The 15,500-nt window shown below is 72.7% G+C and carries 14 protein-coding genes; 4 read left to right on the plus strand and 10 right to left on the minus strand.

Features of this window, described 5'->3' with window-relative positions:
* The first annotated feature begins 1 nt into the window (after nucleotide 1).
* From zwf to pgl, 3 genes are all read left to right on the plus strand, one after another.
* Nucleotides 2-1,552, plus strand: a complete 1,551-nt coding sequence (gene zwf, locus ACIBBA_RS17375; RefSeq protein ID WP_396698560.1) for a glucose-6-phosphate dehydrogenase — start codon at nucleotides 2-4, stop codon at nucleotides 1,550-1,552.
* 31 nt (nucleotides 1,553-1,583) lie between these two features.
* Nucleotides 1,584-2,600 carry a glucose-6-phosphate dehydrogenase assembly protein OpcA gene (locus tag ACIBBA_RS17380; RefSeq protein WP_396698299.1) on the plus strand — a complete coding sequence of 339 codons (1,017 nt, stop codon included), beginning with the start codon at nucleotides 1,584-1,586 and terminating at the stop codon, nucleotides 2,598-2,600.
* 82 nt (nucleotides 2,601-2,682) lie between these two features.
* The gene (gene pgl / locus ACIBBA_RS17385; protein ID WP_396698301.1) at nucleotides 2,683-3,447 is read left to right on the plus strand and encodes a 6-phosphogluconolactonase; all 765 of its coding nucleotides are present in this window, start codon (nucleotides 2,683-2,685) and stop codon (nucleotides 3,445-3,447) included.
* 54 nt (nucleotides 3,448-3,501) lie between these two features.
* Here pgl and ACIBBA_RS17390 read toward each other — a convergent pair whose 3' ends face one another.
* The 8 genes from ACIBBA_RS17390 to rapZ form a co-directional block, all read right to left on the minus strand.
* Nucleotides 3,502-3,843, minus strand: a complete 342-nt coding sequence (locus ACIBBA_RS17390; RefSeq protein ID WP_396698303.1) for an RNA polymerase-binding protein RbpA — start codon at nucleotides 3,841-3,843, stop codon at nucleotides 3,502-3,504.
* Between the two features lie 131 nt (nucleotides 3,844-3,974).
* The gene (gene secG, locus ACIBBA_RS17395; protein WP_350872679.1) at nucleotides 3,975-4,238 is read right to left on the minus strand and encodes a preprotein translocase subunit SecG; all 264 of its coding nucleotides are present in this window, start codon (nucleotides 4,236-4,238) and stop codon (nucleotides 3,975-3,977) included.
* Nucleotides 4,239-4,333: 95 nt separating this feature from the next.
* Nucleotides 4,334-5,125, minus strand: coding sequence for a triose-phosphate isomerase (tpiA, locus tag ACIBBA_RS17400; RefSeq protein ID WP_396698306.1), 792 nt, complete (start codon nucleotides 5,123-5,125; stop codon nucleotides 4,334-4,336).
* The gene (locus ACIBBA_RS17405; protein ID WP_396698308.1) at nucleotides 5,125-6,324 is read right to left on the minus strand and encodes a phosphoglycerate kinase; all 1,200 of its coding nucleotides are present in this window, start codon (nucleotides 6,322-6,324) and stop codon (nucleotides 5,125-5,127) included. Before ACIBBA_RS17405 ends, tpiA begins: the two co-directional genes overlap by 1 nt.
* Nucleotides 6,321-7,325, minus strand: a complete 1,005-nt coding sequence (gene gap, locus ACIBBA_RS17410; RefSeq protein WP_396698310.1) for a type I glyceraldehyde-3-phosphate dehydrogenase — start codon at nucleotides 7,323-7,325, stop codon at nucleotides 6,321-6,323. The genes ACIBBA_RS17405 and gap overlap by 4 nt, the downstream gene beginning before the upstream one ends.
* 336 nt (nucleotides 7,326-7,661) lie before the next feature.
* Nucleotides 7,662-8,642 carry a DNA-binding protein WhiA gene (gene whiA, locus ACIBBA_RS17415; RefSeq protein WP_350872673.1) on the minus strand — a complete coding sequence of 327 codons (981 nt, stop codon included), beginning with the start codon at nucleotides 8,640-8,642 and terminating at the stop codon, nucleotides 7,662-7,664.
* 54 nt (nucleotides 8,643-8,696) lie between these two features.
* Nucleotides 8,697-9,704, minus strand: coding sequence for a 2-phospho-L-lactate transferase CofD family protein (locus ACIBBA_RS17420; RefSeq protein WP_396698312.1), 1,008 nt, complete (start codon nucleotides 9,702-9,704; stop codon nucleotides 8,697-8,699).
* Nucleotides 9,701-10,588 carry an RNase adapter RapZ gene (gene rapZ, locus ACIBBA_RS17425; RefSeq protein WP_350872953.1) on the minus strand — a complete coding sequence of 296 codons (888 nt, stop codon included), beginning with the start codon at nucleotides 10,586-10,588 and terminating at the stop codon, nucleotides 9,701-9,703. Before rapZ ends, ACIBBA_RS17420 begins: the two co-directional genes overlap by 4 nt.
* 317 nt (nucleotides 10,589-10,905) lie before the next feature.
* Between rapZ and recQ the strand changes: the two genes are divergently transcribed.
* On the plus strand, nucleotides 10,906-12,759 hold the full coding sequence (gene recQ / locus ACIBBA_RS17430) for a DNA helicase RecQ (RefSeq protein WP_396698314.1): 1,854 nt from the start codon (nucleotides 10,906-10,908) through the stop codon (nucleotides 12,757-12,759).
* Nucleotides 12,760-12,779: 20 nt separating this feature from the next.
* On the opposite strand, the gene uvrC is transcribed toward recQ, so the two are convergent.
* On the minus strand, nucleotides 12,780-14,759 hold the full coding sequence (gene uvrC / locus ACIBBA_RS17435; protein ID WP_396698316.1) for an excinuclease ABC subunit UvrC: 1,980 nt from the start codon (nucleotides 14,757-14,759) through the stop codon (nucleotides 12,780-12,782).
* Between the two features lie 249 nt (nucleotides 14,760-15,008).
* Nucleotides 15,009-15,494, minus strand: a complete 486-nt coding sequence (locus ACIBBA_RS17440) for a Rieske (2Fe-2S) protein (RefSeq protein ID WP_396698318.1) — start codon at nucleotides 15,492-15,494, stop codon at nucleotides 15,009-15,011.
* Nucleotides 15,495-15,500 lie beyond the last annotated feature (6 nt).

Genomic DNA, 15,500 nt, shown 5'->3' on the forward strand with positions numbered 1-15,500 from the left:
GATGGACGACGTGGAACAAGCGGAGCGGAGAGGCAGCGTGAACCCGCTGCGGGACCCGCAGGACCGCCGGCTGCCGCGGATTCCCGAGCCGTGCGCGCTGGTGATCTTCGGGGTCACCGGCGACCTGGCCCGGAAGAAGCTGCTGCCGGCGGTCTACGACCTGGCCAACCGAGGGCTGCTGCCACCGGGTTTCGTGGTGCTGGGCTTCGCCCGGCGGGACTGGGGCGACGGCGACTTCGAGACGCTCGCCTGCGAGGCCGCCCGTAAGCACGCCCGAACGCCGTGGCGGGAGGAGGTCTGGGCGCGGCTGGCCGGCAACATCAAGTTCGTCGGCGGGTCGTTCGACGACGACGCGGCCTTCGACCACCTGGCCGACACCCTCGACGAGCTGCGCGACACGCACGGCATCGCCGGCAACGCCGCCTTCTACTTCTCCATCCCCCCGGCGGCCTTCCCGGTGGTGCTCAAGCAGCTCGCCCGCACCGGCATGGCGGACAATGCCAAGTCCGGCGGCTGGCGCCGGGTGGTGGTCGAGAAGCCGTTCGGCAACGACCTGCCCTCGGCGAAGGCGCTCAACGACCTGGTCGACGACGTCTTCACCCGCCAGGACGTCTTCCGGATCGACCACTACCTGGGCAAGGAGACGGTCCAGAACATCCTGGCCCTGCGGTTCGCCAACAACCTGTTCGAGCCGCTCTGGAACTCCAAGTACGTCGACTCGGTGCAGATCACCATGGCCGAGGACGTCGGCATCGGCACCCGCGCGGGCTTCTACGACACCGTCGGCACCGCCCGCGACGTGCTCCAGAACCACCTCCTCCAGTTGCTCGCGCTGGTCGCGATGGAGGAGCCGACCAGCTTCGACGCCGACGAGATCCGGACCGAGAAGCTGAAGGTGCTCAAGGCGATCACCCTGCCGCAGGACGTCGCGCAGGGCACCGTCCGGGGCCAGTACCTGCCCGGCTGGGTGGGGGGCGAACGCGCGGTCGGTTACCTCGACGAGGACGGCGTACCGCCGAACTCCACCACCGAGACGTACGTGGCCGTACGGCTCGGCATCCAGAACCGGCGCTGGGCCGAGGTGCCGTTCTACATCCGGGCCGGCAAGCGGCTGCCGCGGCGGGTCACCGAGGTGGCCATCATGTTCAAGAAGGCGCCGCACCTGCCGTTCAACGCGGCCGACATGGAGTCGCTCGGCAACAACCAGCTGGTCATCCGGGTTCAGCCGGATGAGGGCGTGGTGCTCAAGTTCGGCTCGAAGGTGCCCGGCACCACCATGGAGGTCCGCGACATCGCGATGGACTTCCAGTACGGCGAGGCGTTCACCGAGTCCAGCCCGGAGGCGTACGAGCGGCTGGTGCTGGACGTGCTGATCGGCGACCGGACGCTCTTCCCGGACGCGGCCGAGGTCGAGCAGAGCTGGCAGGTGGTCGACCCGCTGGAGCACGCCTGGGTCGGCACGACGCCGGAGCCGTACCGGGCCGGCGAGTGGGGCCCCCGGGCCGCCGACGAGATGCTGGCCCGCGAGGGCCGCGCCTGGCGGCGGGCGTGACCAGGCGTAGCGAGTCAACCAGGAGGCTCCCGTGATCGGCCTGTGGGACACCACCGGCAACGAGGTGGTCAAGGCGTTGGCCGCCGAGCGGCGCAGCGCGGGCGGGGTGGCCAGCGGCATGGCGCTGACCCTGATCGTGGTCGTGGACGAGAAGCGGGTACGCGAGGCGGAGGCGGCGGCGACCATCGCCGCCGCCGCCCACCCGTGCCGGCTGGTGGTGGTGGTCCGCTCGGACATCGACCGGGAACGCAACCGGCTGGACGCCGAGATCGTGGTGGGCGGCCGGCTCGGGCCGTGCGAGGCGGTGGTCACCCGGATGTACGGGCGGCTCGCGCTGCACGCCGAGTCGGTGGTGATGCCGCTGCTGGTGCCGGACGTGCCGGTGGTCACCTGGTGGCACGGCGAACCGCCCGCGGAGATCGCCACCGACTTCCTCGGCGTGGTGGCCGACCGGCGGATCACCGACGCGGCGCAGGCCGCCGACCCGATCGAGGCGCTGCGGCAGCGGGCCCGGGACTACGCCCCGGGCGACACCGACCTGGCCTGGACCCGGATCACCCCGTGGCGCACCCTGGTCGCCGGCGCGTTCGACACCACCGAGGCCCGGGTCACCGAGGCCACCGTGGTGGCGCCGCGCACCGACCCGACGGCCGCGCTGATGTCCGGCTGGCTGAGCAGCCGGCTCGGCATCACCCCGCGGTGGGAGCAGACCGACGAGTTCCCCCGGATGCGGGAGGTGCAGCTGCGCTGCGCCAACGGCGACCAGCTCACGCTGACCCGGGACGACAGCATGGCCATCTTCCGTCGTACCGGTCAGGAGGACCGCAACCTGCCGCTGGTCCGCCGGCCGCTCGGCGACGAGCTGGCCGAGGAGCTGCGCCGGCTGGACGCCGACCAGGTGTACGCGGAGGCGCTGGGCGCCACCGCCGGGCTGACCGGCCTGGATCAGCGCCCGGCGACCCGGGTGCACGTCTGGAAGGATCCGGCCACCGCGCGGCGGGCCGAGGCGGGGGTCAGCGCGCACGCCGGCACCAGCGGCGAGCACTGAGGGTGGCGGCGCGCTCCCCTCGCGCACCGAAGATCAGCAACCGGCCCGCCGAGCGGTCCGCGACGAACGAAAAAGGCACGAGATGAGTGAGGCGAGTGTCGCCGTCCACGCCGACCCCCACCTGCTGGCGCAGGCGGTGGCGGCCCGGTTGGTGGTGAAGCTGCTCGACGCGCAGGCCGACCGGGGTCAGGCGTCGGTGGTGCTGACCGGCGGGCGGATCGCCGCCGCCGTCTACCTGGCAGTGGCGGCGTTGCCCGCCCAGGACGCGATCGACTGGTCCCGGGTGGATGTCTGGTGGGGCGACGAGCGGTTCCTACCCGCCGGCGACCCGGAGCGCAACGAGACCCAGGCCCGGGCGGCGCTGCTGGGCGCGCTGCCGCTGGACCCGGCCCGGGTGCACCCGATGCCGGCCTCCGACGCCGGGTTCGACCCGGAGGAGGCGGCAGCCCGGTACGCCGCCGAGCTGGCCGCGGCGGCCCGGCCGGGCACCGCGGCGCTGCCTCACTTCGACGTGCTGATGCTGGGCGTCGGGGAGGACGGGCACGTCGCCTCGGTCTTCCCGGAGCACCCGGTGCACTACGAGAGCCGGCCGGTCAGCGCGGTGCGGGGCAGCCCGAAGCCGCCGCCGGTGCGCACCACGCTCACCCTGCCGACGATCAACACCGCCGAGGAGGTCTGGCTGGTGGCCAGCGGCGCGGACAAGGCCCGGGCGGTGGGCATGGCCCTGGCCGGGGCGGGCTCGGTGCAGCTGCCCGCAGCCGGCGTACGGGGGGTCAGCCGGACGCTCTGGCTGCTCGACCGGGCCGCCGCGGCCGACGTGCCGGCCCGGCTGCGCAGCCTGCGCTGAGCCCCGGCCCGGCCGCCCGCCGCGCAAGCCCCGGCGCGGGCCGGTCGGGCCCGCTCAGCGCCCGCGGCGGCGGCGCAGCTTGGCCAGGGCCTCGGCGAGGAGGGCGGCGCCCTCCTCGTCGGTGCGCCGCTCCTTCACGTACGCCAGGTGGCTCTTGTAGGGCTCGGCCCGGGCCCGCCCGGGCGGGTTCTGCGCGTCCTGGCCGGCCGGGAGGCCGCAGCGCGGGCAGTCCCAGAGTGGCGGCGCGGTGGCCTCCGCGGCGATCAGGATCTCCACCCGGTGGTCGTTGCGGCACCAGTAGGTGACCGCCTGCCGGGGGGCCGGTTCGTAACGCTCGGGCGGGCGTTCGGGGGCGGATCCGATCCGGGAGCCCCGGATCACGTTGCCGTTCGGCACTGCTGCTCGCTCCTGTCGTCGGAGGGGACCGCCGCGGGGGTGGACGGCGGGCGACGCGGTGCAGCGAAAGACCTGCGCGCGGCCCGTCGGGTGACGGACCGCGCGCAGATTGTACGACTTGAACCGGCTGCTCAGGCACCGCCGCCGTCGACCTGGAGGCGGAGCCAGAGGCCGAGCCCGACGATGCAGGCGAACCAGACGACGCCCACCAGGACGGTGTAGCGGTCCAGGTTCTTCTCCGCGACGGACGAACCGGCGAGGCTGGAGCTGACCCCACCGCCGAACATGCTCGACAACCCGCCGCCCTTACCTCGGTGCAGCAGGATCAGCATGGTGAGCAGAACGCTCGTGATGACCAGCAACACGATCAACGTGTATGCGAACCAGATCGGCATGGCTGGGGTCAGTCCTCTCGTAGCGATCCTCGCCCGGACAGGTCGGGCACGGTGGCACCGGCCGGTGGACGGGCGGAGTCAAGGATAGCGAGCGATCAGCGGGCGATGTGCTCGGGGAACCGGCAGATCTGCGCGAATTCCTCGGCGTCCAGGCTGGCGCCCCCCACCAGGCCCCCGTCCACGTCCGGCTGGGCCATGATCGAGGCGACGTTCGACGCCTTGACCGAGCCGCCGTAGAGCACCCGGACCTGGTCGGCGGTCTCCTGGTCGAAGCGCTCCGCCAACCGCTGGCGGACCGCCCGGCAGACCTCCTGGGCGTCCTCCGGCGTCGCGGTCTTGCCGGTACCGATCGCCCAGACCGGCTCGTACGCGATCACCACCTGCCGCACCTGCTCGGCGGTGAGACCGGCGAGGCCCCCGTCGAGCTGCTCGGAGCAGTGCGCCACGTGGGTGCCCTGCTCCCGCACGTCCAGCCCCTCGCCCACGCAGAGGATCGGGGTGAGCCCGTGCGTCAGCGCCGCCTTCACCTTGGCGTTGACCAGCGCGTCGTCCTCGTGGTGGTAGGCCCGCCGCTCGGAGTGGCCGACCACGACGTACGTGCAGCCGAGCTTGGCCAGCAGCGGACCGGAGATGTCACCGGTGTAGGCGCCCGAGGCGTGCGGGGAGAGGTCCTGCCCGCCGTAGCCGATCAGCAGCTTGTCGCCGTCCACCGCGGTCTGCACGGTGCGCAGGTCGGTGAAGGGCGGCAGGACCACCGTCTCGACGTCGGTCAGCTGCTTCTCGGTGAGGCTGGCCGCCAGCTTCTGCACCAGCAGGTTGGCCTCGAGGTGGTTGAGGTTCATCTTCCAGTTGCCGGCCATCAGGGGCCGGCGGGGGGTGTTCGCCATCACTTCTCCAGAGCCGCGATACCGGGGAGGGTCTTGCCCTCGAGGTACTCCAGCGAGGCGCCGCCGCCGGTGGAGATGTGCCCGAACGAGGATTCGTCCAGCCCGAGCGCGCGGACGGCGGCGGCGGAGTCCCCGCCACCGACGACGGTGAACGCGTCGGTCTTCGCGATCGCCTCGGCCACACCCCGGGTGCCGTTGGCGAAGGCCGGCATCTCGAAGACGCCCATCGGGCCGTTCCAGAAGATCGTCCGCGCGCCCTTGAGCGCCGCGGCGAACCCGGCCACCGTCTCCGGACCGATGTCCAGCCCGAGCCGGTGGCTCGGGATGCCGTCGGCGCGCACCGTGTCGTGGGTGGCGTCCGGCGCGAAGGCGTCGGCGGCCACCACGTCGACCGGGAGCATGATCTTGCCCTCGGAGCGGGCGAGGAGGTTGCCGCAGGTCTCGACCATCTCCTCCTCCAGCAGCGACGTGCCCACCTCGTGGCCCTGGGCCTTGAGGAAGGTGAAGCACATGCCGCCGCCGATGAGCAGTCGGTCGACCTTCGGCAGCAGGGCCTCGATCACCGCCAGCTTGTCGGAGACCTTCGAGCCGCCGAGCACCACCACGTACGGCCGCGCCGGGTCGCCGGTGAGCGTGGAGAGGACCTCCACCTCCCGCAGCACCAGCCGGCCCGCGACGTGCGGGAGCCGGGCGGGCACGTCGTAGACGCTGGCGTGCTTGCGGTGCACCGCGCCGAACGCGTCGTCGACGTACGCCTCGCCGAACGCAGCCAGCTGGTCGGCGAACGCGCCCCGCTCGGCGTCGTCCTTGCTGGTCTCACCGGCGTTGAAGCGCAGGTTCTCCAGCAGAGCGACGTCGCCGTCGGCGAGCGCGTCCACGGTGGAGCGGGCCGAGTCGCCGACGGTGTCGGTGGCGAAACGCACCGAGCCGCCGAGCAGCTCGCCCAGCCGGTCGGCGACCGGCCGCAGGCTGAACTGCGGGTCCGGCGCGCCCTTCGGGCGGCCCAGGTGCGAGCAGACGACCACCTTGGCGCCGGCGCCGGTGAGGGCGGTCAGCGTGGGCAGGACCGCGCGGATCCGCCCGTCGTCGGTGATCGCGCCGCTCTGCTTGTCGAGCGGGACGTTCAGGTCGGCGCGCACCAGCACGCGCCGACCCGACACCCCCTCGTCGAGCAGGTCGTCGAGGGTACGGATGCTCACAGCGAGCTACCCACCAGCTTGACCAGGTCGACCAGGCGGTTCGAGTAGCCCCACTCGTTGTCGTACCAGCCGACGACCTTGACCTGGTTGCCGACCACCTTGGTCAGCGGGGCGTCGAAGATGCACGACGCCGGGTCGGTCACGATGTCGGTGGAGACGATCGGGTCCTCGTTGTAGACCAGGATGCCCTTGAGCGGGCCGTCCGCGGCGGCCTTCATCGCGGCGTTGACCTCGTCGACCGTCGTCTCGCGGTGGAGGTTGACGGTCAGGTCGGTGGCCGAACCGGTCGGGATCGGCACCCGCAGCGCGTAGCCGTCCAGCTTGCCCTTGAGCTCCGGCAGCACCAGGCCGATCGCCTTCGCGGCGCCGGTGGAGGTCGGCACGATGTTCAGCGCGGCGGCCCGGGCCCGGCGGAGGTCCTTGTGCGGGGCGTCCTGGAGGTTCTGGTCCTGGGTGTAGGCGTGGATGGTGGTCATCAGACCGTGCTCGATGCCGAACGTGTCCTGCAGGACCTTCGCCATCGGAGCGAGGCAGTTGGTGGTGCAGGAGGCGTTCGAGATGATGGTGTGCTTGGCCGGGTCGTACTGGTCCTGGTTCACGCCCATGACGACCGTGACGTCCTCGTTCTTCGCCGGCGCGGAGATGATGACCTTCTTGGCCCCGCCGTCGATGTGCGCCTTGGCCTTGCTGCCATCGGTGAAGAAGCCGGTCGACTCGATGACGACGTCCGCGCCGACCTCGCCCCACGGCAGCGCCGCCGGGTCCTTCTCGGCGTACGCCTTGATGGTCTTGCCGCCCACGGTGATCTCGTCGGCGGTGGCCTTGACCTCGTACGGGAGGCGGCCCAGGATGCTGTCGTACTTGACAAGGTGGGCGAGCGTCCCGTTGTCGGTCAGGTCGTTGACCGCGACGACCTCGATGTCAGCGCCGGACGCCAGCACTGCCCGGAAGAAGTTACGGCCGATCCGGCCGAAGCCGTTGATGCCAACCCGGATGGTCACAGGTCCCATCTCCTCGCGTTCTGGTCCGCCGGCCGCAGACCGTGGCGCCGGCAGAGTGATGTGCGCCGGCCGTCTGGAGCCGGCCGTTGACAGTTCATCAAGGCCACCCCGCCGCGGTCTTTCCAAGAACCGGACCGCCCGAGGCGGTGAGCACGGCGAGGCGTGCCTGTGCCGGCCCCCTTGCCGTACGCTGCGACCCTATCCGAGCGCGGGGCACGGCGCTGCGGGGGGTGGCGACCTGCTCGCCCGGCCGGGGCGCAGGCTCCCCCACCACTCGAGGCGGGGACGACGTCGTGCCTTCCGGCTCGCTCGTCTCCGCTGACCGCCACCGTCCTATCAGACCACGAGCATGTCGGGCGTGACGGCCGCTTCGGTATCCGGGATGCCCAGGTCCCGGGCCCGCTTGTCGGCCAGTGCGAGCAACCGGCGGATCCGCCCGGCGATCGCGTCCTTGGTCAGCGGCGGGTCGGCGAGAGCGCCCAGCTCCTCCAGCGAGGCTTGGCGGTGCTCCAGGCGCAGCCGCCCGGCGTCGGTGAGGTGGTTGGGCGCCTCGTCGGCGAGGATCTCCAGCGCCCGGGTGACCCGGGCGGCGGCGGCCACCGCCGCCCGCGCCGAACGGCGCAGGTTGGCGTCGTCGAAGTTGGCCAGCCGGTTGGCGGTCGCCCGCACCTCGCGGCGGACCCGGCGCTCCTCCCAGGCCAGCACGCTGGAGTGGGCGCCGATCCGGGTGAGCAGCGCGGCGATCGCGTCGCCGTCCTTGACCACCACCCGGTCCACCCCGCGCACCTCGCGGTTCTTGGCGGTGATGCCGATCCGGCGGGCGGCGCCGACCAGGGCCAGCGCGGACTCCGGCCCGGGGCAGGTGATCTCCAACGCGCTGGAGCGGCCCGGCTCGGTCAGCGAGCCGTGCGCCATGAACGCGCCCCGCCAGGCGGAGACGGCGCAGCAGACGTTGGCGGCCACCACGTGCGGCGGCAGGCCGCGTACCGGCCGGCCCCGCACGTCGAGCAGGCCGGTCTGCCGGGCCAGCGCCTCGCCGTCCTTGACCACCCGGACGATGAAGTGGCTGCCCTTGCGCAACCCGCCGGAGGCGAGCACGTGGATCTCGCTGGAGTAGCCGTAGACCTCGGCGATCTCCCGCCGGAGCCGGCGGGCCACCGCTCCGGTGTCGAGCTCCGCCTCCACGACCACCCGGCCGGAGACGATGTGCAGCCCGCCGGCGAAGCGCAGCAACGCCGCCATCTCCGCCCGCCGGCAGCAGGGTTTGGGCACGTCGACCCGACTCAGCTCGTCCTTGACCGCAGCCGTCATCGCCATTGTGCGTCCCCTCACGGACCGGTTCCGGCGTGTCGCCGGAGATTACGTACGTGTCTAACGATCGGCGCCCAGGACAGGCACCAGTGCGGCGCCCAGGGCAGCCGGATCATGGCGAGGAGTGCCGTCGAGGACGGCGACGGGGGCGAGGACCAGCCGGGCACCCAGCGATTCTGCCGCACGTTCGACCGGATCGGGGTCACCCACCGCCTTGGCGTCTGCCAGGACGTGATCCACCTTCAGTTCGGGCAGGTACCAGCGCAGCGCGGCCAGGTGGTCGGCGACGGAGAGCCCGAGCGTCTCCTTCTCCGCGGCCAGGTTGAGGGTGACCAGCCGGCGGGCCGGGCTGGACACGATCGCGTCGGCCAGCTCCGGCACCAGCAGGTGCGGCAGCACGCTGGTGTACCAGCTGCCCGGGCCGAAGATCAACCAGTCGGCCTCGCCGATCGCGTCGACCGCCTGGGGGCAGGCCGCCGGCGCGGTCGGGGTCAGCCGCAGCGACTCCACCCGGCCGGTGGTCACCGCCACCTGGTGCTGGCCGCTGACCGTGCGTACCTCGTCGGGCCGGTCCGGATCGGCGCCGCGTACCCGTGCCTCGATCCCCACCGGCTGGCAGGACATCGGCAGCACCCGGCCCACCGCGCCGAGCATCGCGCCGGCGTGCTCCAGCGCGGCCACCGGGTCGCCGAGCAGCTCCATCAACCCGCAGAGCACCAGGTTGCCCACCGCGTGCCCGGCCAGCCCGTCACCGGCGCCGTTGCCGCCGGCGGCGCCGATCGGGCCGGCGGTGCGCGTCACCGGCGCGTCGGCGAAGCGGTGCTGGAACAGGCCGGCGCTGCGGCGGGTGGCCGGGTGGTCGCCGGCCAGCGCGACCAGCGCCTGCCGCAGGTCGCCCGGGGGCAGGCCGCCCCGCTCGGCGCGCAGCCGGCCGCTGGAGCCGCCGTCGTCGCCGACGGTCACCACCGCGGTGATGTCCAAATCGAGTCCGGGGGCGCACCGACGCAGCGCCCGCAGCGAGGCGGAGAGGCCGTGGCCGCCGCCGAACGCCACCACCCTCGTCGTCATTCCCGCCCCAGGTCGCGGTGCTGGGCGTTGGCGGCGAGCCCGGAGTGGCGCAGCCGGGCGGCCAACTCCTCGGCGATCGCCACACTGCGGTGCTTGCCGCCGGTGCAGCCGACCGCGACGGTCAGGTAGCGCTTGCCCTCCCGCTCGAACCCGCCCGTGGTGGCGTTGACCAGGTCGGCGTACGAGGCGACGAAGGCGTCCGCGCCCTCCTGGCCGAGCACGTAGGCGCTGACCGCCTCCTCCCGGCCGGTGTGCTCGCGCAGCTCCGGCACCCAGTACGGGTTGGGCAGGAATCGGGCGTCCAGCACGAAGTCGGCGTCCGGCGGCAGCCCGTACTTGAAGCCGAAGGAGAGCACGGTGACCCGCAGCCGGCGGGCGTCCTCGCCGCCGAAGAGCTCCTCGATCCGCCGGCGCAGCTGGTTGACGTTGAGGTGGCTGGTGTCGATGATCACGTCGGCCTGGTCGCGGGCCTCCTCCAGCAGGCCGCGCTCGACCGCGATGCCGTCGGCGAGCCGGCCTTCGCCCTGCAAGGGGTGCGAGCGGCGGACGCTCTCGAACCGGCGGATCAGCACCTCGTCGTCGGCGTCCACGAAGACCACCCGGGGCGAGAAGCCGCGCTCCTTGAGCTCGCGGATCGCCCCGGCCAGGTCGGTGGAGAAGGCGCGCGAGCGCACGTCCAGCACCATCGCGGTACGCCGAGCCGCGCCGCCGGCCTTGACCGCCAGCTCGGCCATGTCGAGCATCAGCGCCTGCGGGAGGTTGTCCACCACGTAGTAGCCGACGTTCTCCAGGGCCCGGGCCACCGTGCTGCGCCCGCCGCCGGAGAGGCCGGTGACCACCACGAGGGTGGTGTCCGACTCCGCCGACGCCGGCTGCCCCGAGATGGGCTCCGCCGAGGTCTCGTGCCGCCCCTCGGTCGTGCGCGCCTCGCTCACCGACTACCCCCAAAACCACGACGCCGCGGCCGCCCCTGGCCCCCGAACGGTCAAACCGCGACTCTATCCCGTCAATTCCGCACCGCCCCCCAACCGCCCCACCGCGGCGTCCCCCGGGCGGGACGTCGTCGCGATCATGCAGTCGTGGTGCCTGACAAAAGCCTTCAAGGGTGCCGAATCCGGCACCACAAGTGCATGATCGGCGGCGGGGAGTGTCGCGGCGCGGGGAGGCGGGCAGCGTCGGGGGTGGCTCGTACACTTCGCGGATGGCCTCCCCCACCGACCTGCGCACCGCCGACGCGCTACAGGTGCTGAGCCGGGTGTTCGGCTACGACGCCTTCCGCGGCTTCCAGCAGCAGGTGATCGACCACGTGGTGTCCGGCGGCGACGCGCTGGTGCTGATGCCGACCGGGGGCGGCAAGTCGCTCTGCTACCAGATCCCGGCGCTGGTCCGCCCCGGGGTGGCGGTCGTGGTCTCCCCGCTGATCGCGCTGATGCAGGACCAGGTCGACGCCCTGACCGCGGTCGGTGTGCGGGCCGGTTTCCTCAACTCGACCCAGGATCTCGACGCCCGTCGCCGGGTCGAGGCGGCCTTCCTCGCCGGCGAGCTCGACCTGCTCTACCTGGCGCCGGAGGCACTCGCCGGCCGGTCCACCGTGCAGCTGCTCGACCGGGGAAAGATCGCACTCTTCGCCATCGACGAGGCGCACTGCGTATCCCAGTGGGGGCACGACTTCCGCCCCGACTACCTCGCCCTGTCGATGCTGCACGAGCGGTGGCCGGAGGTGCCCCGCATCGCGCTGACCGCCACCGCGACCAGCACCACCCGCACCGAGATCGCCACCCGGCTCGACCTGACCGGCGCCCGGCACTTCGTGGCCAGCTTCGACCGGCCCAACATCCAGTACCGGATCGTGCCCAAACGGGAGCCCCGCCGGCAGCTGCTCAGCCTGCTGCGCGACGAGCACCCGGGCGACGCCGGCATCGTCTACTGCCTCTCCCGCGCCTCGGTGGACAAGACCGCCGAGTTCCTCAACGCCAACGGCATCGCCGCGCTGCCCTACCACGCCGGCCTGGACGCGGCCACCCGCGCCCGCCACCAGCAGCGCTTCCTGCGTGAGGACGGGCTGGTCATGGTCGCCACCATCGCTTTCGGGATGGGGATTGACAAGCCGGACGTCCGCTTCGTCGCCCACCTCGACCTGCCGAAGTCGGTCGAGGGCTACTACCAGGAGACCGGCCGCGCCGGGCGGGACGGCCTGCCGTCCACCGCCTGGCTGGCGTACGGGCTGCAGGACGTGGTGCAGCAGCGGAAAATGATCGAGACCTCCGAGGGCGACCTGGCCCACCGTCGAGGGCTGGCCCGGCACCTGGACGCGATGCTGGCGCTCTGTGAGACGGTCCGGTGCCGCCGCGCCCAAATGCTGGAATACTTCGGCGAACCGCCGACCGGCGCCTGCGGCAACTGCGACACCTGCCTGAACCCGCCGGAGTCGTGGGACGGCACGGTCGCCGCGCAGAAGCTGCTCTCCACGGTGTTCCGGCTCGACCGGGAGCGCAACCAGCGCTTCGGGGCCGGGCAGTGCATCGACATCCTGCTCGGCCGCAGCACCGAGAAGGTGACCCAGTTCGGCCACGACTCGCTCACCGTCTTCGGCATCGGCGCTGACCTGAGCGAGGCCGAGTGGCGCGGCGTGGTGCGGCAACTGCTCGCCGAGGGCCTGCTCGCCGTCGAGGGTGACTACGGCACGCTGGCGCTCACCGACGCCAGCGCCGAGGTGCTGGGCCGCCGGCGCACCGTGATGATGCGGCGCGAGCCGGAGCGGCCGGCAGCCACCCGCGCCGGCCGGTCCCGCGCCGGCGCCGCCGCGACCGTCGAGTTGCCGCCGGCCGCCGCCCCGGTCTTCGAGCGGCTGCGCGCCTGGCGCGCGGCGTCGGCCAAGGAGCAGGGCGTCCCGGCGTACGTGATCTTCCACGACGCCACGCTGCGCCAGATCGCCACCGACGCGCCCACCTCGCTGGCCGAGCTGTCCAAGGTCAGCGGCGTCGGCGAGAACAAGCTGGCCAAGTACGGCGAGCAGATCCTCGCCGTACTGGCCGAGGGCGACGCCGACAGCTAGCCTCGCGGGCCGCCCGATGCTCAGTCGGTGGACGGGGTCTTCGTGCCGGCGTCCAGGGCGGCCAGGATGGCTTCGGCAGTCCGCCGGCCGACGCCCGGGACCTCGGTGATCTCGTCGACGCTGGCCGCGGAGAGCCGCTTGAGCGAGCCGAAGTGCCGCAGCAGCGCCTTGCGCCGCACCTCTCCCAGCCCGGGCACGTTGTCCAGCGCCGAGGCGGTCATCCGCTTGGAACGTCGCTGGCGGTGGAAGGTGATGGCGAAGCGGTGCGCCTCGTCGCGCACCCGTTGCAGCAGGTAGAGCCCCTCGGAGGTGCGCGGCAGGATGACCGGGAACTCGTCGTCGGGCAGCCAGACCTCCTCCAGCCGCTTGGCCAGACCGCAGAGCGCCACGTCGTCGATGCCGAGCTCGGCGAGCGCCTGGGCCGCCGCCGCGACCTGCGGGGGGCCGCCGTCGACCACCACCAGCTGCGGCGGGTAGGCGAACTTTCGCGGCCGGCCGGTGGTCGGGTCGACCAGGGCGCCGATCCGCGGTTCGTCGACCCCGGCCGGGCTGGCCGGGGTTTCGAGGTCGTCGGCCGAGTCCACGCCCACCTCGCCGGTCTCGGCCCGGGAGTCGAGGTAGCGGGCGAAACGACGGCGCAGCACCTCGGACATCGCGGAGAGATCGTCGGTGGCGCCGCGGATGATGAACCGGCGGTATTCGCTCTTGCGCGGCAGCCCGTCCTCGAAGACGACCATGCTAGCCACCACGTCGGTGCCCTGGATCTGGGAGATGTCGAAGCACTCGATGCGCAGCGGCGAGGTACGCATCTCGAGCGCCTCGCTGATCTCGTCGAGCGCCTTGCTCCGGGTGGTCAGGTCACCGGCGCGGCGCAGCTTGTGCCGGGTCAGCGCGTCCTTGGCGTTGCGCTCCACCGTCTCCATCAGGACTCGCTTGTCGCCGCGCTGGGGCACCCGCAGCGTCACCCGGCTGCCCCGGTGGTCGGAGAGCCAGTCGGCCAGCGCGTCGGCGTCGGCCGGCAGCTCGGGCACGAGCAGCTCGCGGGGCACGTCGGCCTCGCCGTGCTCACCGCCGTAGACCTGGGTGCAGAAGTGGTGCACCAGGTCGCCGGTGGTCAGCTCCTCGGTCTTCTCCACGACCCAGCCGCGCTGGCCCCGGACCCGGCCGTCGCGGACGTGGAAGACCTGGACGGCCGCCTCGAGCGGATCGTCGGCGAACGCGACCACGTCGGCGTCGGTGCCGTCGCCGAGGACCACGGCCTGCTTCTCCAGCGCCCGGCGCAGCGCCGCCACGTCGTCGCGCAGCCGGGCGGCCCGCTCGAACTCCAACTGCTCGCTCGCCTCGGTCATCTCGCGTTCGAGCCCGCGCACCATGCTGTCGGTGCGGCCGGCCATGAACTCGCAGAACCCGTCGACGATCTCCCGGTGCTGCTCGGCGGAGACGCTGCCCACACAGGGCGCCGAGCACTTGCCGATGTAGCCGAGCAGGCAGGGGCGGCCGACCTGGCCCGCGCGCTTGAACACCCCGGCGGAGCAGGTGCGGGCCGGGAAGACCCGCAGCAACAGGTCGAGCGTCTCGCGGATCGCCCAGGCGTGCGAGTAGGGCCCGAAGTAGCGCACCCCCTTGCGCTTGGCGCCACGCATCACCTGCAGCCGCGGGAACTCCTCGTCGAGGGTGACGGCCAGGTAGGGGTAGGACTTGTCGTCGCGGTAGCGGACGTTGAACCTCGGGTCGTACTGCTTGATCCAGGTGAACTCCTGCTGGAGCGCCTCGACCTCGGTGCCCACGGTGATCCAGTCGACCGACTCGGCCGTGGTCACCATCTGCCGGGTGCGCTCGTGCAGGTTCCAGATGTCGCCGAAGTAGGAGTTGAGCCGGCTGCGCAGGTTCTTCGCCTTGCCGACGTAGATCACCCGGCCGGTGCCGTCGCGGAAGCGGTAGACCCCGGGCGACTCCGGAATGGTGCCGGGTGCGGGACGGTAGGTCGAGGGGTCAGCCACGATCCAAGCCTAGTCCGGGCCACCGACAGCCCCGGCCCGCGGCGCTGCCGTCCGGACCGGCGCGGCGCGGTGATACGGCACCCCCACCGCGCCGTCCGGGCCGGCGCGGCATCCCTCACCGCGCCCTTTGCTCTGCTTCAGCGGAGGCGACGCGAACCAGCCTCCGGTGTTGCCGGGATTGAAGCAGAGCAAAGGGCACGCGCAGGTGTCCCCGGGTGGGGTGAGTCAGTCGTCGAGCCGCGCGGACGGTCAGGCGAACGAGATCTGGTCGCCGACGACCTTGACGTTCTTCGCGGGCAGCGGCCTGGTGGCCGGGCCGGCCTTGACCGAGCCGTCCTCGATCGAGAACTTGCTGCCGTGGCAGGTGCAGTTGATGGTGCCGCCGTCGACGTTCGACACCGGGCAGCGCTGGTGGGTGCAGATCGGGTCGAAGCCCTTGAACTGGCCCGGGCTGGGCTGGGTGATCACGACGCCCTCGGCGGGGAAGACCCTGCCGCCGCCGAGCGGGATGTCGGTCGTGGTCGCCAGCGACTGCGAGTTCTGCCGGTCGCCGCCGCCGGCGTCACCGGTGCTGGGCACCGCCGGCCCGCCGCTGGTGGGCGGCGGGGTGCCGTCACCCGCGTCGTCCCCGCCGCAGGCCGCCAGGACGACGGCCGCCCCGACCGCGCCGGCGCCGGCGAGCAGCGCCCGCCGCGTCTGCGTACCCGGACCGGTCAGCACCTGATCGTCACTCATGCCTCG

Source organism: Micromonospora sp. NPDC051006 (assembly GCF_044456245.1).
Lineage (GTDB): Bacteria > Actinomycetota > Actinomycetes > Mycobacteriales > Micromonosporaceae > Micromonospora.